At 47.6% G+C, this 21,829-nt stretch carries 21 protein-coding genes; 4 read left to right on the plus strand and 17 right to left on the minus strand.

What is annotated here, in order from left to right:
- Positions 1 to 407 precede the first annotated feature (407 nt).
- Positions 408 to 1,418, plus strand: a complete 1,011-nt coding sequence (locus QP794_RS07870) for a LacI family DNA-binding transcriptional regulator (RefSeq protein WP_285075702.1) — start codon at positions 408 to 410, stop codon at positions 1,416 to 1,418.
- 209 nt (positions 1,419 to 1,627) lie between these two features.
- On the opposite strand, the gene QP794_RS07875 is transcribed toward QP794_RS07870, so the two are convergent.
- The 3 genes from QP794_RS07875 to QP794_RS07885 all read right to left on the minus strand — a co-directional run bounded on the left by QP794_RS07875 (position 1,628) and on the right by QP794_RS07885 (position 4,326).
- Positions 1,628 to 2,521, minus strand: coding sequence for an NAD-dependent epimerase/dehydratase family protein (locus tag QP794_RS07875; protein ID WP_285075703.1), 894 nt, complete (start codon positions 2,519 to 2,521; stop codon positions 1,628 to 1,630).
- Between the two features lie 83 nt (positions 2,522 to 2,604).
- On the minus strand, positions 2,605 to 3,321 hold the full coding sequence (locus QP794_RS07880) for an SAM-dependent methyltransferase (protein WP_285075704.1): 717 nt from the start codon (positions 3,319 to 3,321) through the stop codon (positions 2,605 to 2,607).
- A gap of 24 nt (positions 3,322 to 3,345) precedes the next feature.
- Positions 3,346 to 4,326 (minus strand): Gfo/Idh/MocA family protein, encoded by a 981-nt coding sequence (locus tag QP794_RS07885; RefSeq protein ID WP_285075705.1) that lies wholly within the window; start codon positions 4,324 to 4,326, stop codon positions 3,346 to 3,348.
- Between the two features lie 184 nt (positions 4,327 to 4,510).
- Between QP794_RS07885 and QP794_RS07890 the strand changes: the two genes are divergently transcribed.
- Together QP794_RS07890 and QP794_RS07895 are read left to right on the plus strand one after the other, a co-directional pair.
- Positions 4,511 to 5,098, plus strand: a complete 588-nt coding sequence (locus tag QP794_RS07890; protein ID WP_285075706.1) for a bifunctional transcriptional activator/DNA repair enzyme AdaA — start codon at positions 4,511 to 4,513, stop codon at positions 5,096 to 5,098.
- The gene (locus QP794_RS07895; protein WP_285075707.1) at positions 5,095 to 5,913 is read left to right on the plus strand and encodes an SPL family radical SAM protein; all 819 of its coding nucleotides are present in this window, start codon (positions 5,095 to 5,097) and stop codon (positions 5,911 to 5,913) included. The genes QP794_RS07890 and QP794_RS07895 overlap by 4 nt, the downstream gene beginning before the upstream one ends.
- A 78-nt stretch (positions 5,914 to 5,991) precedes the next feature.
- Here the strand turns inward: QP794_RS07895 and QP794_RS07900 are convergent, their stop codons facing one another.
- The 9 genes from QP794_RS07900 to QP794_RS07940 form a co-directional block, all read right to left on the minus strand.
- Complete coding sequence (locus tag QP794_RS07900; RefSeq protein ID WP_285075708.1) at positions 5,992 to 7,098, minus strand: Gfo/Idh/MocA family protein; 1,107 nt, start codon at positions 7,096 to 7,098, stop codon at positions 5,992 to 5,994.
- A 109-nt stretch (positions 7,099 to 7,207) separates the two neighbouring features.
- Positions 7,208 to 7,936, minus strand: coding sequence for a ThuA domain-containing protein (locus QP794_RS07905; RefSeq protein ID WP_024631996.1), 729 nt, complete (start codon positions 7,934 to 7,936; stop codon positions 7,208 to 7,210).
- A 161-nt stretch (positions 7,937 to 8,097) separates the two neighbouring features.
- Positions 8,098 to 9,270, minus strand: a complete 1,173-nt coding sequence (locus QP794_RS07910) for a Gfo/Idh/MocA family protein (RefSeq protein ID WP_285075709.1) — start codon at positions 9,268 to 9,270, stop codon at positions 8,098 to 8,100.
- 261 nt (positions 9,271 to 9,531) lie between these two features.
- Positions 9,532 to 10,578 carry a LacI family DNA-binding transcriptional regulator gene (locus QP794_RS07915; RefSeq protein WP_285075710.1) on the minus strand — a complete coding sequence of 349 codons (1,047 nt, stop codon included), beginning with the start codon at positions 10,576 to 10,578 and terminating at the stop codon, positions 9,532 to 9,534.
- A gap of 220 nt (positions 10,579 to 10,798) precedes the next feature.
- On the minus strand, positions 10,799 to 11,875 hold the full coding sequence (gene glpX, locus QP794_RS07920; protein ID WP_113054670.1) for a class II fructose-bisphosphatase: 1,077 nt from the start codon (positions 11,873 to 11,875) through the stop codon (positions 10,799 to 10,801).
- A 676-nt stretch (positions 11,876 to 12,551) separates the two neighbouring features.
- A complete protein-coding gene (locus tag QP794_RS07925; protein ID WP_285075711.1) occupies positions 12,552 to 13,094 on the minus strand; it encodes an EVE domain-containing protein in 543 nt (180 codons plus the stop codon).
- Complete coding sequence (locus tag QP794_RS07930; RefSeq protein WP_079344607.1) at positions 13,087 to 13,659, minus strand: DinB family protein; 573 nt, start codon at positions 13,657 to 13,659, stop codon at positions 13,087 to 13,089. Before QP794_RS07930 ends, QP794_RS07925 begins: the two co-directional genes overlap by 8 nt.
- 66 nt (positions 13,660 to 13,725) lie before the next feature.
- Entirely contained in the window at positions 13,726 to 14,673 is a 948-nt protein-coding gene (locus QP794_RS07935; protein WP_285075712.1) for a helix-turn-helix transcriptional regulator, read from the minus strand.
- 336 nt (positions 14,674 to 15,009) lie between these two features.
- Complete coding sequence (locus QP794_RS07940; protein WP_285075713.1) at positions 15,010 to 15,366, minus strand: hypothetical protein; 357 nt, start codon at positions 15,364 to 15,366, stop codon at positions 15,010 to 15,012.
- A 111-nt stretch (positions 15,367 to 15,477) separates the two neighbouring features.
- On the opposite strand from QP794_RS07940, the gene QP794_RS07945 reads away from it, so the two are divergent.
- A complete protein-coding gene (locus QP794_RS07945) occupies positions 15,478 to 15,864 on the plus strand; it encodes a hypothetical protein (protein WP_285075714.1) in 387 nt (128 codons plus the stop codon).
- A 75-nt stretch (positions 15,865 to 15,939) separates the two neighbouring features.
- Here QP794_RS07945 and QP794_RS07950 read toward each other — a convergent pair whose 3' ends face one another.
- The 5 genes from QP794_RS07950 to QP794_RS07970 form a co-directional block, all read right to left on the minus strand.
- The gene (locus tag QP794_RS07950; RefSeq protein ID WP_285075715.1) at positions 15,940 to 16,470 is read right to left on the minus strand and encodes a (2Fe-2S)-binding protein; all 531 of its coding nucleotides are present in this window, start codon (positions 16,468 to 16,470) and stop codon (positions 15,940 to 15,942) included.
- Complete coding sequence (pucD, locus tag QP794_RS07955) at positions 16,467 to 18,800, minus strand: xanthine dehydrogenase subunit D (protein WP_285075716.1); 2,334 nt, start codon at positions 18,798 to 18,800, stop codon at positions 16,467 to 16,469. The genes QP794_RS07950 and pucD overlap by 4 nt, the downstream gene beginning before the upstream one ends.
- Before the next feature lie 69 nt (positions 18,801 to 18,869).
- Positions 18,870 to 19,784 carry an FAD binding domain-containing protein gene (locus QP794_RS07960; RefSeq protein WP_285075717.1) on the minus strand — a complete coding sequence of 305 codons (915 nt, stop codon included), beginning with the start codon at positions 19,782 to 19,784 and terminating at the stop codon, positions 18,870 to 18,872.
- Between the two features lie 304 nt (positions 19,785 to 20,088).
- Positions 20,089 to 20,733 (minus strand): nucleotidyltransferase family protein, encoded by a 645-nt coding sequence (locus tag QP794_RS07965; protein WP_285075718.1) that lies wholly within the window; start codon positions 20,731 to 20,733, stop codon positions 20,089 to 20,091.
- A complete protein-coding gene (locus tag QP794_RS07970; protein ID WP_285075719.1) occupies positions 20,699 to 21,817 on the minus strand; it encodes an XdhC family protein in 1,119 nt (372 codons plus the stop codon). The genes QP794_RS07965 and QP794_RS07970 overlap by 35 nt, the downstream gene beginning before the upstream one ends.
- Positions 21,818 to 21,829: the final 12 nt, after the last annotated feature.

Genomic DNA, 21,829 nt, shown 5'->3' on the forward strand with positions numbered 1-21,829 from the left:
AACGTCCTCCTTCAATGGTTTCATGGAATAGGTACGAATGACTTGTGACTTGTCCGTGTGCAGTTGGATGGGGAAAATTAAGGATACTCTTCCTACAGTTCACCGATACCCGAGGTAACACACTACCGTTGCATGCCACAAGGGCCACTTCTCTTTCTTGTTATGAATGCGTTTACAAATGCTTGATTAAATAAAACCGCTCTATATCATTGACTCCGTTATGCTGTCCTCTTATTGGGTATGAAGGAAGCGATGTGAGCAAAAATGAAGAGCGGTTAGACTGAAATAAATCAACTTTTTTATGATTAGGGTTATCGGTAACCCTAAGATAGCATGAGCTTATGTTGCTGTCAATTGGCATTATCCTATAGAATGGAAAGACTATGTTGCGGAAAGGTTAGATTCCATTGATCACCATTTATGATATTGCCAAAAAAGCCAACGTCTCCGCCATGACCGTCTCCAAAGTCATTAATCAAACAGGTCGCATCAGTCCGGCTACACGAGAGCGTGTGCAGCAGGTCATTGAAGAACTTGGTTATATCCCCAACTCCAATGCACGAAGTCTCGTGCTGCAACGGACCCAGATGCTGTCATTGCTGATTACGGATATTACCAACCCCTTCTATACAACTCTGGCCCGAGGGGCTGAGGACGCTGCCAATCTGCGCGGTTATCGTCTTTTGTTCAGTAATAGTGACGAGGATTATGACAAAGAGAAAAATTATGTGGACACGATCTTGTCTACCCGTGTGGATGGTGTACTGTTTGCACCTGCAGGAGATCGCTCGCTGAATCACTTGAAGCAGCTGCAGGAACGCAACATTCCGTTTGTCATTTTGGACCGTACTGTCCCGGGAATCACATCGGACGTTATCGCTGGGGACAGCCGAGACGGTGCGCTTCAACTGATTCGATATCTGACGAATCTGGGGCATCGCTGCATTGCTCTGGTCAATGGTTCTTCCGAGGTTTCGACTGCACGGCTGCGAGAAGAAGGATACATGGAGGGACTCCGAGAAGCCGAACTTCCTTTTAATTCAGGTTTAATCCTTCGAACAGGATATCGGGATTTCAGCGATGAAGAGGGTATTGACCGTTTGCTTGCACATCAGCACAAACCTACAGCCATATTTGCAGCAAACAACATGCTCGCCATTGGCGTCATTCGACTTTTACGTAAACGGGGGCTTCGAGTGCCTGAGGACATCTCGGTCGTCTGTTTTGATGATCTGGATCTGGCATCCGTCTTTGATCCATTTCTCACTGTTGCTGCACAGCCTGCCTATGATTTCGGGGCCATCGGCATGCAAATGCTGATCGATCGAATTGAAGGCAAGGCTCCTGAGGAGCCACAGAGCGTCATTATGCCGTCTGAACTGCGCATTCGCGCGTCAGCCTCGGTGCCTTCTGAATAAACAGGAGAGCAATTGAAGATCACCCCTGACTCGTGAGAAAAATAGTAGGTTGAAGCAAACACAAACAGGACGCATCGGAGAAGACCTCTCTGACTGCGTCCTGTTTTCTTTGTATGAAATGTACCTTATATACATGGATTCTATTCTATAAATTGAACTATCATTTACACGATAACAGCGATCGGAGCGTAAATATTCTTTAGTTCAATCTAGCCCTCGGATTGAAGTGCCAGAGCCACTTCACGAACCAAACCGGGGAACCAATCCATTAATGCTTCGAACGTATATCCTGCCTGCTCTGCTTTGGAAGTATCCATTGTCCAGGATTCCAAAATTCCGAAAGGTGACATATCTTCTTTGATCGTTTCGGACAGTACCTGGGATTGCATGCCGGTTACCGTTTCAATCAATTTCATCATAGAAGAGAGTGTTATAGCCCCTTTGGATGCAGCATTCACGGGTCCTGTAATGGATGAATGTCCCAGCCAGGCGAGAAATCTCGCGGCTTCCGTGGAATTAATGAATCCAATCTCGGCTTCCGGATTTGGCATGCCGATAGGTTTTCCTTTTTGCACATGTTCAATATGAAAATGAAGTCTTCGCGTGTAATCATCAATTCCGAGTACAATCGGAATACGCATCGCCGCCACCGGGAAATCCGCTTCCTGGAAAAACACAGCTTCCGCAAGACGTTTGCCCTCTCCATACGAGAAATCCTCATGGCTACCATATTGCACCGGATAGGTGTACGGATCAAAATCAGCTTCCGTAAATCCAGGTTTGGGATCTCCATATACCGAAAGAGTTGAAGTCAAAATGTATCTTTGGGTACGTCCTGCAAAAGCTTCGCATGCCGACTTCGCCGCATCTGGCGAGTAACAGATGTTGTCATAGACAATATCCCACATGTCGGTCTGCGCAACCTCGGCGAGAGATTTCGGATCTTCACGATCCATTTTAATCCGGTTAACCTCAGGTCCAAAGTCTACATCCGTTTTGCCGCGAGTTGCGACGGTGATCTGAGACTTACCTTCCCAAAGCAAATGATCAACCAGACGTTTGCCAAAGAAACGTGTCCCACCAAGTATAAGTACTTTTTTCATCCGATAAATCCTCCTAACCTGTTCTGGTCATGCGTATCTTATTGAAACCTTCATGAATGAAGTGCTGGCTGTGTTGTTGTAACTCACCGGGATTTCACAATATGGAGCATCGTATGTGCTCCCCGCTGGAATTCGTATGAAGTTTTCTCTTCACAAGTGATATATCCGCGTTCTTCCAGTATAGCCTTTAGTTCATCCATATGCTCATAACGTTTGCCAGACAAGTCTACCGTAGGAAAAATCCGCAGCTCCCGCTTGGTCACACGCAACAGCTCAAGAATCGTCTGAAGATGGAAACCGGCATCCAGGCGATCTGCATATGTAAACAGAAAATGCGCAGACAATGTCAGATCGAATTGTTCATCGACAAAAGGCAACTCCGGCAGTATAGAAGCCACATAACGGTCAGGAAAACGTCTCATATCTGCTACACAATCGATGATTGCACGTCTACGCTCTTCTTTCAAGCCCTGGATCGAACCGAAATCATCCCATCTATATTTGTCTTGTACCTGTTCCATTTGTTTCATCGTATGCTCTATGTCCTGAAGCCCCTTCACTTCCAGTCGGCCGCTCTCGTATTCATAAGCAATATCCGCTGCCATGGGATCTACACCCCACTCTCGCGCATGGCTACTGAAAGAACAAGCCCCGCCCGGACAATCGAGAATGGACTTGCCTTTAATCTCATCCACAGTCAGGTTGAACATCTTCATATATTCCTCGAAGGTTCGCCCGATAAAAATAATCTGTGCCAGCTCCAGGCCGGCTGCTCCGCTCTTCTGCTCATCTCTGCTCATCTCGTCTCAGCTCACTTTCCAGAATTAATCGTTAGGAAAAACAAGACCAATCTGCTGCCGGATCTGATCCATCACCTGCATGGTAACATAGGAACGTTCATAGGTGTTCATGTCCGATTCCCTTTTGCCCTGCTGAATCAGATTCACAAATTCCTCTACCTCATAATACATCGATGGGTGAATTTGCTCGGCAGTAAGTTTCTCTATCGTACCATCATTGTAGCGTATCTCTGCATGTTCAGGTGAACCAATTTTGTCAATGATGATGCTGCCGCGTTCGCCCATAATTTCGCTTGGAACATGAGAATTGGAGATTTTGGAGTACGTCACTACCGCTTCCATCTCATCATAATTCAGGATGACACTGCCTTGTCCGTCTACCCCGGATTCCAGCATCATCGCCTGGGATTGAACTTGGTTAGGCTCACCAAACAGTGTTATCAATGGATAGAGACAATACACACCAAGATCCATTAACGCACCATTAGCTAGATCGGGTTTGAACGCATTCAGGACGATTCCTTCTTTATACTTGTCATATCTGGAGGAGTACTGGCAGTAACTCGCCACATATTTACGAACCGGGCCAATCTTATGTAGGTGAGACTGTACCATTTTGAACGAGGGAACAAGGGTTGATTTCATCGCCTCCATGAGCAAAACTTCATGTTCTCGCGCTGTATCAATCATACGACGAACCTCTGCCCCATTGGCTGCCAAAGGCTTCTCGCACAAGACATGTTTGCCGTTTCTCAGAAACAGCTCTGCCTGTTCGGCATGAAAGGTATTCGGTGTAGCAATGTACACGGCATCAAACCCATCACTCGCCGCCATCTCTTCCAGATTGGTGAATCGATATGCAGCATCAAATTGATCTGCGAATGCATTAGCTTTATCTTCAGTTCTTGAATACACGGCGGTCAATTCGAATCCTTCGACTTGTGCAGCGGCCTCAAGAAGCCTCTCTGTAATCCAGTTGGTACCTACCACTCCGAAACGAACCATTCAATCTACCTCTTTCGTAAATAAATTACACACTTAAAACAGCTTGCCACCCTGTACATTGTAGCCTATATTTCATTCAGATTGAAGGGAGGCAGATTTCCAACATATTGATATCTTGCTTTTATGTATGATAATCCCTCGATTTCAACGAATCAGGGGTATAATGAGAGTTGAGGTGATCTCTATGGAAAGTTATAACCCCTATCAAATAGATCCTGTTCCTATAGACGACAAACAGTGGAAAGCCATTATCCACAACGACAGCAACTTCGACGGCAAATTCTATTACGGAGTCAAGACAACAGGCATCTTTTGCAGGCCTTCCTGCAAGTCGAAAGCACCGAAATATGAGAATGTCTCTATGTTTAATAACCCTGAAGAAGCATTGGAACGACATTTCCGTCCATGCAAACGATGCAAACCAACAGGTGAGCGAGTCCCCGATCAGGAGTGGATTTCCGTTGTAACAGACTATATTGAGCATCATTTTGCCGAGTCCCTGACACTTGATATTCTTGCAAACGTTAGTCACGGCAGTCCGTATCATCTGCATCGTGTGTTCAAACGGATTACCGGCCAAACGCCTGTGGAGTATATTCAGGAAAAACGAGTCACCGAAGCCCGCAATTTGCTCGAAAGCACCGGGCTTACGGTCACCGATATTGGCCGTCAGGTCGGCATAGCCAATCCGGCATATTTTATTACGGTTTTTCGAAAACATACTGGATGCACACCTGCAAATTACCGTGAACAGAGGCGTGATGAATCATGAAGACCAGCCTATTATACAAAGTACCCAAAACGTTGCTGAACAAAGGAACCGGGTTCCTTAATGGCTATACGCATACACTGAATCCCTACACAGGCTGCGCTTTTGGCTGTTCCTACTGTTACGTAAGGCAAATGCCAGTATCTTTATTTCGCAATGAGCCTTGGGGAAGCTGGGTTGATGTGAAACAGGAAGCCGCCAGTGTACTTGTCAAAGAAATGAAACGTGCGAAAACGAAAGGTAAAGTCACGATCTTTATGTCATCCAGTACTGATCCGTATCAGCCTGTTGAGTATAAGGAGCAAATCACGCGTTCCTTGCTGGAAGTTATGGTTGAACAACCGCCCGATTTTATATTGGTTCAAACCCGAAGCCCACTCGTGACTCGAGATATTGATCTGCTGCAAAAGTTGGGTGACCGTGTGCGTGTAAGCATGACCGTGGAAACGGACCTGGACGATATCCGCAAAAAGTTCAGTCCGGCAGCTCCACCAATTGCAGGCAGATTGCGTGCATTGGAACAACTTCGGGATGCCGGTATCCCCACACAGGCTGCTATTGCACCCGTATTGCCCAGCAGCGAACACTTTGCCGCCGTCCTGAGACCGCTTGTCCAGCGGGTATGCATTGACGATTATTTCATGGGGGATGGCAGTGAGGGCAAGCGAACACGGAGACTTGGCATGGAATCGCTCTACCAGCAAGTGGGCAAGGAAGATTGGTACAGCCCTGAAGCATACAAAATTGTAGTTCAACGAATGAAGGCTCATTTTGCGGAACATGAAATCTGGATTAGCCAGGCTGGATTCGAACCCTAATCATGCTTGAACATAAAATGAAAAATAGCCCTGCTTCCCACGTATTGGGAGTCAGGGCTATAGCTTTATCTTGATCGATTATTGATCGAGCGTGTACAATGGCAGATTTGCAGGCAGTGCAGCCGGGCGCTGACACGTGCTGTCCATTTTATAGAAAGTCTGTTCATCCGAAGAGTCATGGAACGCCCACATGGCTTCGAGCACATGATAGGCTAATTCTCCACTCGCGCGGTGATTGCGACCGCTGTTCAATGCATAAGCCATATCAGCGACACCGATACCGCGTGTATTTTCCTGATATCCCGGCAGAAGTGGAACTTCAGTCCACTCCTCATCACCCAGCAAACGGTAACGAACCGGACCGCCGAATGTATTTGGATCAGGAACCTGGAGGGTTCCATGGGTGCCATATACTTCAATCGGTGGCAATACACTGCCGCCAAATACGTCAAAACTCGTGATCAGCGTACCAATCGCTCCCTGTTCAAATTGCAGTAATCCAGCTACATGTGTTGGAATTTCGACAGGTACGGTTTGACCTCTCTTTTTCTCACTCGTAATCGTCCGCTGTTCCATCGCTTTGCCTGTCATGCCAGCAATCGACTTGATTGGCCCAAGCAACTGTACGAGCGCAGTCAGGTAATAAGGCCCCATATCAAACATCGGCCCGCCACCGGCTGTATAATAGAACTCCGGATCGGGATGCCAGTGCTCATGTCCACGGCTCATCATGAATGCCGTGGCTGCCACAGGTTTGCCGATGACCCCATCCTCCACCACTTTGAGAGCAGTCTGAATGCCCGAACCGAAGAACGTCTCTGGCGCACAGCCTACGAGCAGACCTTTGCGCTTGGCCGTTTCCAGAACTGCCTGACCCTCTTCACGTGTAACAGCGAGTGGTTTTTCCACGTAGACATGTTTGCCTGCTTCGAGCGCTCGCAAGCATACATCCGCATGAACGGCAGGAATCGTCAAATTAATGATCAGATCGATCTCGGGATCTGCCAAAATTTCATCTACCGTGTACACGTTAGGAACTTTATAGGCAGCTGCCTGCTCCTCAGCCCTGTTCCGGTCAAGATCTGCAACTGCAACAAGATCAAGCACCTCAAATCGATGACAGTTCTCCATATAAATACCGCTGATTTTACCACAGCCTATAATGCCTACTTTCATTGTTTTCATGCCAGGGCTCCCCTCGTTTTCCACTTGATATAGCGCTTCCAGAATGATTCTCAGATCACTGTTATGTGGGCCAATATATTTATCTCAACGGATACTATTTAGAATTAAATCAGTTGTTTTGGTTATCTGCCATTCCTGTGTATACCTCAGCGACTGCATCTGTGCGGCTTTGCGCGAGCGCTTTGCCTGCTGCAGTCCATTTGAAACCACTGCGCATCATTTCAGTAACTTGCTTCATTTCCACGATGTCTGCATGGTGTCCGAGCGAGTTGTAGAATACACGGCCAGCGCCCCAGCGTTTGGTCCAAACAACAGGCATATCCACCGGGCCATTTGCTGCATGAGGACCGTTAACGACTGGAAAACGAGTCGTTGCCAGTACTTCCACAGCAGGGTCCACATGCAGATAGTACTGTTCACTTTTCACCTGGAAATCTTCAATATGATCCAAGAGCGGACTGGAACCACGCTTCATGTTTACCGTGTACTCCACGCCGTCGTTCCCCGGATGCGCAACCCACTGTCCCCCCGTCATGAACTGCCAGTCGACGTTGTTGCGGAACGCATCACACATCCCGCCATGAAGACCCGCAAGGCCCACGCCGCTCTGAACAGCCGCAGATACGTTATTGACCAGTTCCTGTTCAATCTGCCCCATCGTCCACAGGGGAACGATCAGATCCAGACCCAACAGTTTGTCAGCGTCCGCATAAGCATTCAGTGTATCTGAAACCTCGACCTCGAATTGTTCTTCCTTCAAAATGCGTTCAAATATCGCTGCTACCTGCTCCGGTTCATGTCCATCCCAGCCGCCCCATACGATTAGTGCTTTGCTCATCACCGATCACTCGCTTTCCAGAAGTTAAGTTATTGTCATTCTAACGGACCTTGCACAAAATTAAGACCTCTCACAGGCCAAAACATCCAGGCTTATATCTAGTTCTTATTTCAAATGAGTGCCAACATGACGTGCACTTCACAGTTCCAGTGGTCGGACACTTACATTTCTTCTAGCGATACCCAGCGGCGCTCTGTAACGGAACGTTCGACCGCTTCCAATACCGCTTGACAGGCAACGCCATCTTGGAAACTTGGCTCAGGCTGACGTCCTTCGGAGATTGCAGTCACCAGCTCCAGCATTTCATGCGTAAACGTATGCTCGAACCCAATCGTATGACCTGCAGGCCACCAGGCCTCTGAATATTTGTGTGCCGGATCGGTTGCCAGAACACGGCGGAAGCCCTGCACATCTTCCTCGTCCTTTGTAAAATACACTTCCAGTTCATTCATCCGTTCAAAATCAAACCGGACACTGCCCAGACTGCCGTTAATCTCAAACGAGTTAGTACTGCGGTGACCTGCTGCGAAGCGTGTAGCTTCGAAGCTGCCCAGCGCACCATCTGCAAACCGCGCGAGGAACAAAGTGGCATCATCGACCGTTACCTCACCCTTTGGAGCATCTGCGTTCGAGCTGCCTTTGGCGCTAAGTCCGGTCATTTCCGAAGCAAGCGGCCGCTCCTTAATGAACGTTTCGCTCATCCCGATCACTTCCTTGAATTCGCCAACCAGGAAGCGTGCCAGATCAATCAGGTGTGCGCCTAGATCGCCATGGGAGCCGGAACCTGCCACTTCCTTTTGCAGACGCCATACCAGCGGAAACGAAGGGTCCATAATCCAGTCCTGAAGGAAAAACGCGCGGAAATGATAGATTTTGCCCAGACGTCCGCTTTGCACCAATTCTTTGGCCAATTGCACAGCCGGAGAGAAGCGGTAATTAAATCCAACCATGTGCGCAACTCCAGCTTCTTCTGCAGCCTGGAGCATTTCACGTGAATCAGCGAGCGATAGAGCCAGCGGCTTTTCACAGAACAGATGTTTACCCTGACGAGCGGCTTCCAGAGCGATTTCCTTATGAGCATCACTTGGAGCATTAATATCGATCAGATCAATATCATCACGTCGTACCAACTCACGCCAATCCGTTACACTTTCAGACCAGCCAAACTGGCTGGCAGCCTCCTGAACTCCCTGCTCGTTGCGTCCACAGATTACCGACATCTCGGGCTGCAACGGGGCAGACGGGAAAAACATCGGCAGGCTACGATAAGCATTGCTGTGGGCTTTCCCCATAAATTTGTATCCAACCATTCCGACACGAAGACGATTTGACATGGTCATTTCCTCCTTTGAGATAAAGCTATACAGGTTGAACTAAGAATATTTACACTGGTCACTACGATGACAGAACAACCTTTCGATCGCTGTTATCCCCAGATTTTTTGATATCCTTTTCAGAAGGGAAAATCCGGGGATAAGCGTATTCTTCCGAAGCAGCTTTCTTTCAGAAAGCTTTCAGGCGAACGCTCCGCTTCTTCAGGCTATTTCTGTCCTCTCCGTTTTGTAAATGTTTAGTTCATTCTATATAGCAATGTATTAATTGCGGATTGAAGATGCACGGATAATCAGCTCCGTAGGCAACAACTGCCTTGCAGTTACTGGGGCGAATTCAGGACTGGCAGTTGAAGCTCTTGCTCCCAATGATCCATGAATCAGCTTGGATGCAGCCAGTTCTCCCATTTCATAAAAGGGAACCCTGACGCTGCTCAGCGGTGGAACCGCCATCTCCGCAGCATCGGAGTCATCGTAACCCACGAATGCGGGGAAATCCTGAACCTTGATTCCGCGCTCGCGCAAACCATGCATAACACCGATCGCCATCCGGTCATTCGCAGCAAATACAGCATCAATCTCGTTAAGCCTGGCTGCAATGGTGGCAGCTGCCTCCACCCCGCTTCGTCTGCCGTAATTCCCCTCAAGCAGCAGGCTGGAATCTATATTCATTCCGGCCTCATTCAGTCCGATCTGAACGCCCTGAAGCCGCTCCTGACTGTTGGAATAACTATCCGGACCATTGAGAAAGGCAATATTCCGGTACCCCTGATCGGTTAAGTGGCGTATTGCAAGCCTGCTGCCCTCCACATGATCAGCATCCACTTCCATGAATGATTCGCCTGCATAGTGCTGATTCATTACGCAGAACGGATGCCCCTCCTGCTGAAGCTGCTGCATGGCTGCCAATTCCCCGTGATCATCTCGCGCGCCGAGAATGATGCAGGCATCCACTTTCTGACGGCGGAACAGATCCGTATAATTCATCACTTCACCCGGTGTCCTGAACATGACCAGCAGGTCCATGCCGCTGTCCCTGGCTTTGCTCCCAATGCCGCTCAGCATTTCCGAGAAGAAATATGCCGAGAACAAGTGCGCCTTCGGAACGTAGGGCAACACCACGCCAAGGTTACCGCTTTTACTTCTCGCAAAGCTGCGGGCCAGTGCACTGGGCACGTAACCCAACTGCTCGGAAGCTTCGAGCACCTTGCGACGGGTCTCTTCTTTAATAGGACCAACGCCATTAAGAACTCGGGATACTGTAGCTTCCGAAACACCGGCAAGATCAGCAACTTCTTTACGGGATGCCATGGATCTCACCTCCTTCATGTTTCCTGAACACATGCAAAACCGATGCAATCTATAAAATATGATATTTATGTACGCGCGTACATCTTCTCATGTGTTGTAACCGTTGTCAATGCTTTTAACATAAAAAAAGATGAGGATTTGTGTAAACAAATTCCCCATCCTTTTCTTACTATATTCTCCTGTAACTTGTCCCATATTAACAGCCGAGAACAAATTTAATTTAGGTCGTCACACCGTTACCAACGGATGATTGACTGAACTCCGCCTGTTCCAATATGGTGACATGACTCTGAATGCGATCCGAAGGTTCAGGTGTCGATTGAAGCTTCCGCACTTTGTGCAACACTTCTTTATTAGGAAGGAAATGCTGAGAACGGATGAAACGGATGGTTTTAGTTTTGGCACGCATAACGATGGAATCCGTCTCAGCCCGGTCATCTGCGAGGTAACGCACACCGCCTAAAATCTCACCCGGGGTTACACCCGTTGCCGCAAAAATAACATCCTCCGTGCCGATCATATCCTGCATCGTTAATACTTTGTAGGGATTGTCGATCCCCATCTGCAAGCAGCGCTGGAATTCATCTGCGTTGGCAGGCATCAGGCGACCTTGAATCTCTCCACCCAGGCAAGACAGTGCGGCTGCAGCAAGCACGCCTTCCGGCGCTCCACCTGATCCGACATACAGATCAATTCCCGCCTCCGGGAACGCAGGTGCCATCGCACCAGCAACGTCACCATCACTAAGGAACTTGATTCGCACTCCAACCTTTCGTAAAGTTTTGATCGTGCTCTCATGCCGGACACGGTCCAGAATCATAACAGTTAGATCTGAGATGTTTTTGTTCAATGCTTCTGCGGCTTTCTCCAATGTCACCTCAACCGGGTCTTCAATACTGACCTTGCCGACTAGAGCCGGCCCAACTGCCAGCTTCTCCATGTACATATCCGGTGCGTGGAGCAGGTTGCCTTTTCCCGCCACTGCAATAACCGATAAAGCGTTGTTCAGGCCCTTGGCTACAATCTCTGTACCTTCCAAAGGATCTACAGCCACATCAACCTCGGGTCCCTCAGCGTTGCCGACTTCCTCGCCGATATACAACATGGGTGCTTCATCCATTTCTCCTTCACCGATTACCACCGTGCCGCGAATGGACACGGAATCGAACATGGCGCGCATAGCCAAAGTAGCTGCCTCATCTGCACTATTCTTGTCGCCCCTCCCCATCCAGGGAGCTGAAGCTAACGCAGCCAATTCTGTTACTCGGACAATTTCCAACGCCAGTTCGCGTTCCATTTTTCCCACTTCCTTTCCAGTTTACAAAAGCATACATTGAAAGCGGTACTAAATCCATCGCAAATCCATATGAAATTGATCTAAAACGGGCGTAATAGCTCGCTTTTGGGAAAACGACCCATTCGTTCTCTCCTCGATAAATGCACACAGTTAAACACCTTTGAACATGCTATTTTACAGTTCTAATCCACCAATAACACTGGTTTGAAGCGGTCGATTCATCTTATATTTTTTGAAACTCCATATTCATCGCCTTGAGAGTCTAAAAAGGCAAATCCGAACAAATTAATGCAGATAACAAGGTATTAATAATATATAAACTGAATCTACTGAGAAAAATACTATACGTTCTCACATTCATCGAAAACGATTTTAATAGGCTCATTACAGCCATGATGCACTACTATAGGAACAATATTGATGAGGTTATGTGCAAGGTATGTTCTTCAAAGATTCGATCTGAAAAACCACCCAAATCCAGCTCTATACTCCCTTTGGACATGACTAGCAATATAGATACAGCTTATGGAGGTCATCGAAAATAATAAGTTTACATAATAATTACTACGTAAAATAATCACTTCGATTTTTAATGTTTTCCCTCAATAGGTCAATTTTTTCTACATTTTTATTCAGTACACACATATGATCTGAATTTTTGCCAAAACTTTGCAGGCTAGCAGGTTTCTATCTCAGTCCCCAGCATGGCAACTGCAATTTTCAGGAAATCCTCTCTTTGAATCTGCAAATGCCCATATCTAAAATGATATCCCCAACGTGCCTGTCCCCGAGTAAGGATCAGTTGGTCCAGCAGATCAGCGATCTTCACCTGCTGACAAGGATAATACTGGATATTCCTCCGATATGGCACAAAGGAATCCGACATGCGGTAGGTGTACACCTGATTGTCTGCTACACGTCCTATGGCGGTAAATGCTTGAAGCACTTTGCCCCCATGCAAGCTTGTTCGAGGCGAATAATAGATCAGCCAGTCGCCTGCATTCATTCTACGCAGAGGTGCTGCCTTGCCGTGACAGAGCTGAGCAAAGCCACCCTCTACGCCTTTCTCCACATGAGAGGCTGACACAACGCCGATCCAGTAGCGGTTTCCTTTTTCAGATTCCGCCTCGACCTCTAACTGAGAAGCCAGTTCACTCGTATTAATTTGCTTTATTTCTTTACTGGTGACCATCAAATTATGTTTTTCCAGTTCATTCATCCCTCTGCTCCCGTTCTTCCCATGCCGTCTTCAGACGCTCAAGCTGCAAAAAATGATGACGATAATGCATCTCGACCAGTATAAACCACTCGTCTGCATTCAAACCGCCGAATCTTGGATGTGGCAGCGTACATTCCGACGTTTTTCCTTCCAGCAGCAAGTCCATTTTCCGCATTTCATCCCTTACCTCAACCAACCCTTGAATTATTGATTCTCTTCCATCCGGTTGAAGCGGAGTATACTCCGGAGAAGCCGGAACGTGAATACGGATCGGCGGAAAACTCGCTTGTGCAAAAACAGCTTCGCCTGCTTCTGTTTTGCCCTGATTTTTCTTCTTATCAGCGTCCTCGTCTGCACTTATACAAGTTCGAACATTGGCTAAATGCATTTTCATCGCAGACTGAATTAAATGCTGGTACATCTGGCCGACCGACCACTCCATATCACTGGGTTTGTACCTTAACTGAGCATCACTCATCTTATCCAGTTCTTGTAAATAACGTTCCAGCGTCATCTCAAAATGACGTCGAATCTCACCTTTGTTCGTTGTTCTTGGCGTATTCATACAAATAAACAGCTCCTTCAATCGGTTATAAACCGATCATACACAAACACTACTGACAGCGTTATGTCAGTAGTGTTTAAGAAGATTACTTGCTTCCTCGCGAATACGTATCCTCAACGATTCGGGCTCCAAAACCATAGCTGACGCTCCCCAGCCAAGTATCCAATGCAGAACGTCTTCTGGATGCCTTACACGAAAATCTGCATATAATCCATCGGATTGCAGATCTGCTTTCTCCATGTAGAAATTGTTTGCTTCAATCACCCTGTCTGCAATTCGACCATGAAACCATACACGGACATGAACATCACGATTGTCAGGTGGTGAGTAGCTATGAATATCAAAACCCGAAGGAAGTTCGAACGGATCAGTGCTGATCTCCAGATCGCTCATGCGGGATATACGAAAATGACGAATCTCTTGTCGCAAATCGCATCGGGCAATCAGCATCCATGAGCCTTGCATCCAAAGCATCCCGTAAGGGGAAGACATACGAGCCGTCTTTTGCACGCTCTCATTAACCGTTCCAGGCTTATGATAATGAAAGCGGATTTTGAGCTTATGCTGCATTGCGGTTCGGATGACACCCATATGTTCGATTTCACGCTCGCGTGAATCACTGTCCGCTGAACGAAGTAGACGGATACCCTGTCGTATTTGTCCAACCTCTTCTCGAAGAGGGCCGGGCAGGATGGCCTCAATTTTGGAGCGGGATGTGAGGGATGTGCTCTTGTAATAGCTATCGAAGCGCTGCTCAACAAAATCAAGTCCGATCAGAAGAGTTACCGCTTCTTCAGCGGTCAAGCTGACCGGAGGCAAAAAGTATCCTTCCATAAGAGAATATCCTACTCCTGGTTCTCCCACTATAGGGACACCTGCCTCACATAACGCCTGAATGTCCCTATATATAGTTCGGACACTAGTTTCAAACAAGAGGGCTAAATCTTCCGCACGTTGCACCTTCCCACGCTGCAGCTCAAGTACGATGGCCAGCATACGATCTGATTTGTTCAAGAACCACCCCTCCTTGTATGTAATATCAATTACACCATCTTCATTGGACATTTATTATAAGTAACATATGGACAAATGAAAAGCATATGGACTGACAAGTCCTCACTGTGCCCGTGTCTACTCTTTTCGTAAGATATTTCATTGAACAACAAAGACCAACCCGCAGAGCGTAAGTTGGTCTATAAAAATTCTTGTGATACTGAAATTCAGATACAGTCTTTGTCCCCCTACTGCCATCACATTGCTCTATCCGCACCTTAGAGATAGTTAGCAAGCAATATAGATATAGCTTATGGAGGTCATCGAAAATAATAAGTTTACATAATAATAATTACGTTATTTTAAATTCAATTTTTTGATATTTTCTTTTAAAAGGTCAATTTTTTCCCCACCTTTATTCACCACATAAATATGGTCTGGCTTATCGTCCAGACTTTTACCGCTAATCATCAATTGATGCCCGCCTTCTATGTTGTATTTTCGAATATATAATCCCGATCCTTCATCTTCATAAGGGTACGCTGCAAAATCATTCCATGTCAGGCTGTCTCCTTTCTCAGCCAGAGTATTCAGTTCTTTTAAGGGAATGGATGAACCCGACTCCTCATGATCATTATTTGCCTGACATCCTGAACAAAACGCAACCAAAAGCAACAATACTAAACTGAGTTTTCTAGGAATAAGTTTTTCCATTATTGTTCCTCCTTCAAACAAAAAAATATTGGAATTATTTGTAATAAATATCTTACTTTCTTCAACATTGTACCAAAACATGAATACCGCATATTACATTTTTTTGAAATCATGTTGAACACATCCACGTATTCTGGACATAAATTACAACCAGGTGAACTGGCCGGAAAAGTATTTACAAGTTTAACTTCTTCGAGCATCATTAGTGCTTCTAAGCTTGACATGCCATATTTAAATAAATCCTTACGAACTTCTACATATAGTGAAGTTCCGGGGTACAGAGAGTATAAGGTAGCACTTGTTATTGCACCAAACTATGATTATCATTGGTACAGACAGGATGCTGATGGTGGCTGGTCACATAAACGTGGACTAACTGCTATTGATTTTAGAGATGCCAGCGGCAATTCGGTTCGTAATCCTCAAACAGCTGATCGTAATTATGGAAATGGCCTTAATTATTCCACTTGGGGCGGATGGTACATTATCAAATATTAATCGTTAACAATAAAGACCGGGCGAAGGAGGAGATATGCCCTCCTTCGCCCGGTCTTCTTTAATTCCGTTTTTCAATTACAGGTCATTCACTTTCTTCTCTTCCGTTGTTAAAAAGGATGTTGATAAACAGGTTTCTCGTGCAGTTCTTACCGCACGAAGTATTCCTCCATATCCGGTGCAGCGGCACAGATTGCCGCATAATCCCGCTTCAATCTGTTCCTGACTAGGCTGCGGATAGCGGTCCAGGAGCGCCTTGGTGGAAATCACCATTCCGGGAGTACAATACCCGCATTGGAAGCCGCCTTCCACGACAAAAGCCTGTTGAATCGGATGCAGCTCGCCTTCTTTTTCACCATGTAACCCTTCTATAGTTATGATCTCACTGCCAACACATTGATAAGCCATAACGAGACACGAATTGACCGGCTCTCCATCCATCAGCACCATACATGCACCGCAGCGGCCTACTTCGCAGGAAACCTTTGTTCCGGTCAGATTCAAATGCGAGCGCAGTACATCCACAAGGCGGGTTGTTTGGGCGATCTGCAATGGCTTCTCTTCCCCATTAACAACGGCTGTCCAGAAATTGTCCAACGGTTCAGTCATGATGGAATCACTCCTTCCCGAAGTGGTACGTCCAATGGTTGAATCAATTGATCTCTCGGAACAGGCAAACGATTAACCCATACCCCTGTAGCCTGATGAATTGCAGCAGTTATGGCTGGAGCAAGCGCCACCGAACCGATCTCGCCAATCCCCCGCGGTCCAAACGGATCACCCTCAGGTAGATCTTCAATGGCCTCAACCTCCAGATTCGTGTGAATATCCCGAATCGTCGGAATCAGGTAGGTGTCCAGATTGGTTGTCATATAGCGGCTATCCTGCATAACGGCGTCTTCGGTCAATGTAAAACCCAGAGCCATTACACTCCCGCCTTCGATCTGTCCGATGAATCCCATTGGATTGATGACAGGTCCAGCCGCCACCACATGTTTGGTATCCAGCAATTTGGCTTCCCCGGTTAGCGTGTTTACCTCCACCTCTGCGGCTACTGCCGCATACGTATATAGATAATGCCCGCCCACAACATTGTCCGGCGTGGTCGGATATTCGAAATGAGTATCAAAAGTCCATTCTTCCGCTTCTCCATGCTTCGCCAGATCTACGTAAGAAACAACAACTCTGGTATCCATCGTCGTATCATTCGCTGTACGTTCTGGAGGAAGCTGTCCCTTGCGCCATACACCCCCTATTCCAGTAATCAGTTCGTCAGCCGGAATTCCTGACAAGGTAGAGGCTACCGACAAAATTTTGGAACGAAAAGGACCCTGTAATCGCTGAAGAGCCATCCAGGCCATCGTTGTTGAACGCGAAGCGGTACTTGAACCACTATGCGGAACTCGATCCGTATCCCCAATGATGATGCTCAGATCGGATGTGGAGCACTGGAACAGATCGCAAAGCATCATTTCAAGAGTGGCAATGAGTCCCTGACCGAATTCTTCGTAACTAAAAGCCACTTCAATCTTACCTTCGGCATTCAGGGACAGCCGGCCCCCCGCCGGATCGGGAATGCCATAACCCAGGCCTGCCCCGTGCATCGCGATGGCTGCACCCACACCACGTTTGATCCAGGGAGGCAGAGCGAGATTTGCCGTGGGATGTTTATGTTTCTGCCATAACTCGGAACGGTCCATTGCCTCCCATACTTGCGACAGTCCATCCGTGACCAGAATCCGTTGATTCAACGGTCCAGGATCGGTCTTTTCCCTCATGTTGCGTCTCCGAAACTCCCAGGGGTCCATATCCATAATCTCGGCGAGTCGATCCATTTGCCCCTCCATTGCAAAGATCGCCTGATTACCACCAAATCCGCGAAACTCTCCCGACACCCCATTATTTGTATACACCGATACACCTTCCACATCCACATGGGGAATGGAATAAGGTCCAAGACAATGCTCTGTGCAGAAATTCAGGACAGGTGCTCCCAGCGTGGCATATGCCCCCGTGTCTGCGGTAATCCGGACCCGGTGAGCCTGGATCATGCCTTCACGGCTGATACCTGTCTGCATTTCAATTTTCATCGGATGGCGTTTCAGGCCTGCACGTACAGATTCTTTGCGGGAGTTGTGCATTTTCACGGGACGTCCGCTTCGTAAAGCAAGAAGTGCACCATACGGCTGCACATTCAGCTCATCTTTTCCACCAAAGGAACCGCCAATCGGAGACGAGACAACCCGGATATCCTCTTCGGGACAACCGATGATTCGGGCAAGCTGCATTCTATCCTTGTAACCATGCTGTGTAGCTGCATAGACATGAAGTCTCCCACTTTCATCAGGCACAAACAACCCGCCTTCAGTCTCCATATAAGCATGCATCTGGCGAGGGGTATAATACGTCTCACTCACGATATGTTCGCATGCAGCAAAGCCCTCATCCACATAACCACGCTTGATTTCGGTACGGTGCAGTACGTTGCCGGGGCCATGTTCATGGAGCTCTGGTGCACCAGGTGCCAGTGCAGCCTCCGGGCTGTCCAGCGGAGTCCATTCCTCATACTCTACCCGGATTGCCTCCAAAGCGAGTGCTGCACGTTCCGGGGAATCCGCAGCAACTGCGGCAATGGCATCTCCGACATAACGAACAACATTCTCGCAAAATACAGGCTGATCCGGGGTGGCAATGCCGAAACGGTTCAAGCCGGGTACATCTTTGGAGGTAAGTACGGCAAATACACCCTCCATAGCCGCAGCTCCGGTAATATCAATAGACAATATGCGGGCATAGGGGTAGGCGCTTCGAAGGACCCTTCCGTGTAACATACCAGGCAGCGTCATGTCTGTCAGATATTGAAGCTGTCCTGTCACTTTGCCAACCCCATCTGGCCGCAGATGCCAGCGTTTTCCACTACTATCCCGATTCAAGAGCATGATCTCTCTCCCCTTTTTCTTCAGAAAGCGGTTAGGTTCACGCTTCGCTTCTTCAAATTGGTTTTTCTCCTATGAGCGAAGAGCTTCCCAGAGTCCGGCACCGAGCATATTACCTGCTGTCTGCTTACGGTACTGTTCTGTAGCGAATGCATCACGATAAGTTACAAATTCCGACACGACTGCAGCAGCCAGTGCTGGAGCCTGCATGATAGAAACCTCGCTGCCAAGAAGCAGCTTTTCCGATTCGGGAAGCCGCATGGCCATGCCTGAACCTCCACCTGCAGCAATCGCGATCTTATTCCAGCGGCCATCTGTGCCCACTTCACCGTGAAATGCAATCGTCACCAGTGATGCTGTAAAGGTCTCCCGTCGACCCAGCTTACGGTAAAATGAAATCTCACGCGCTATAGACATCGGTTCACTAATGCTATCAATGAAAGGTATACCTTTCATTGGAATATGAATGGCGATTAACACATCATTCGGGTTGCGACTACCGTCACGGCCACCATTCAACCATGATGAAAGACTGTGCATCTCCATGCCATGGTCCGACATCCAGTATAACTGTGCATCGTATACGAGGAGTGCAGGGATGGCGTCCCCCACTCCGGATACAATGTTTCCGCCAATCGTCGCCAAGTTGCGAATAGAGGGAGCTGCTATGGCATTCATTGCAGACTGTACTAAGGGCAGTTGTTGCAGATGAATGTCTGTAGCACATTGATTCAATCGCGTCAGTGCTCCAATGACCAGATCATCTCCATCCACATATACGCCGCTTACACCTGGAATACGAGCTAGGCTAATCATGTGCTCAGGTACAGGAATAAGTCCGCTTTCCCACTGAGTACGCAATAATGTCGCTCCTGCTGCAAAACAATACTTTCCTGACAGCTCACTCTTTAAAGATTGAAGTTCGTCCAGACTAATTGGCTGCCAAACCGTTGGCTGCGCTCCAGACCCGTATGCCGGCATAACCATCCTTCCATCTCCCTTCTCTACCTGGAATCCGCGGGGTGTTGGATACGACCGAATGATCCAAATAATTCTTCAAATCATATGGGACTGCAACCATAAGGTCAATTATCTTTACATCATTTTGGATAAATGTATAAATCCATTGTTTGATTTGTGCCTGATGCATGGTTTACTCTCGAAAACTAACACAAGCCAATTCATAACTAACCGGATAAAAATAATAAAGAGGCCAACCAGATGGTCTGGCTGACCTCATTACAGCAAGAAATAACACACTAGGAACCGCTCCTTCTGCTGTATTCTCCATTCATTTTATCCCATTCACATACTCCAAAATGCGCTCCAGCTCTGGTTCGGTATCCGCATCCCAGAAGCTAAAATCAGATAACGATACATGCTTGCCCGCATATTTGCTATTACGCATGATTTTTCGTGCTCCCTCATCACCACTGAGCGACAAAAGAGCCCCTAGCATATGCACACGAAAGGCAACCGGAGGCTTGCCTCCACCACCATCCGTAGCTGCTGCATAATCACACAGCTTGTTGGCGGTTAACGCCTCAGCAACCCTGTTTATATCCTGTGCCTGTAACAGCGGTTGATCCGCCAAAATCATCATGACACCTTCTGGTCTGTATGCCATTGCAGACAGAATGCCACAGTGAAGGGACATAGCCATACCGTATGCATAATCTGTACAGATTGCAATCTGAAGCCTCTTCCCCGTACCTGGAGTACCGCCATAGGATGCCCCATGAAGCCATACGGAAGGGATCCATGCCAATGAATCCTCAGGTTTGACCACACAGATGACCTGCTCCAAATCGGAATTCAAGGCAGCTTCCAGGGTCCATGCCGCCAAACATCTTCCATCAGGCATGACAATAGACAGTTTATCCCTCCCCAGTCGGCTGCTCTTACCCGCCGCTAGCACGATGCCCGTCAGTCGCATGCCTAATCCCCCTCTGTACATTGCGACGCTCTGCAGCCGCCGCCGCACGTTTACAGGCAATAAGTTCTGCTGCGATACTGATCGCGATCTCTTCCGGCCCATCGGCACCAATGGTCAAGCCGACAGGTGAATGCAGATGTTTTAGTGGAGGGAGATCATTCAGCAAACGTGCTGTCCGCGTTCTGGAGCCCATAATGCCAAGATAGGCATAACTCCGACCCTCAAGTAATTCAAGAAATTCCCGTTCTCTCGGAAATTGATGACTCATCAATAGGATATAATCCCCAATTTGGATATCCAGTACAGGCATAACCTCATGAGGAAAACCGCAGACAAGCTCAACATCCGGAAACCGTTCAGCAGTACACAAGCTTTCTCTCCAATCAGCCACCACCACACGAAATCCTGTTGATTTGCCCAGACGGGCGACAGGAATCACATCGTTTCCGGCTCCAATAATAATCAGACGGGGTTTGGGTGCAAATTGGGCAGAGATCTGTTGTGGGATACCCCAGCGATTAACCTCTGATAAACTCACTCTCGGAGGCGCATTCTCTCCAGAAACAGATGCAACAATAGAAGATTCAGATGGATGAATAGCGACCAAGGAATGGCGTAATACGGTCTGGCGTTCCGCATCCTCAGCGAGCTTTATCTCATAACGAATCCGCGAATAATGATTGTAGAATGAACGGGTTAGCTCCACAACTGATCCAGATTGAAAATACGTATGCATATGGGACAAGATCGACCTAAGTTCACCACATACCGGCTCTATAAGCACTATAATTAACCCGCCGCATCCTATCATTCCCCCCCAGGACAGATCATCTTCGGGACGCATATCATACTCCACGAATTCCAACTGCTGCGAATCCAGCACACGGAGCACCCTGTCCTGCAGATCACTCTCCAGACAACCCGGACTGATGCTGCCATACATCGCACCTTCTTCGGTTAAAAGCATAGAGACTCCCTGCTTACGGTAAGCATGACCTTCTACCCTAACCGCTGTTGCTAGGACACAACGCGGTTCACGCGCTGCAATTGCACACAGATCATGCATTTCCATGAATGTCTCCATCCTTTCAGGGAT

This window comes from Paenibacillus sp. UMB7766-LJ446 (assembly GCF_030226665.1).
Taxonomy (GTDB): domain Bacteria; phylum Bacillota; class Bacilli; order Paenibacillales; family Paenibacillaceae; genus Paenibacillus; species Paenibacillus vandeheii.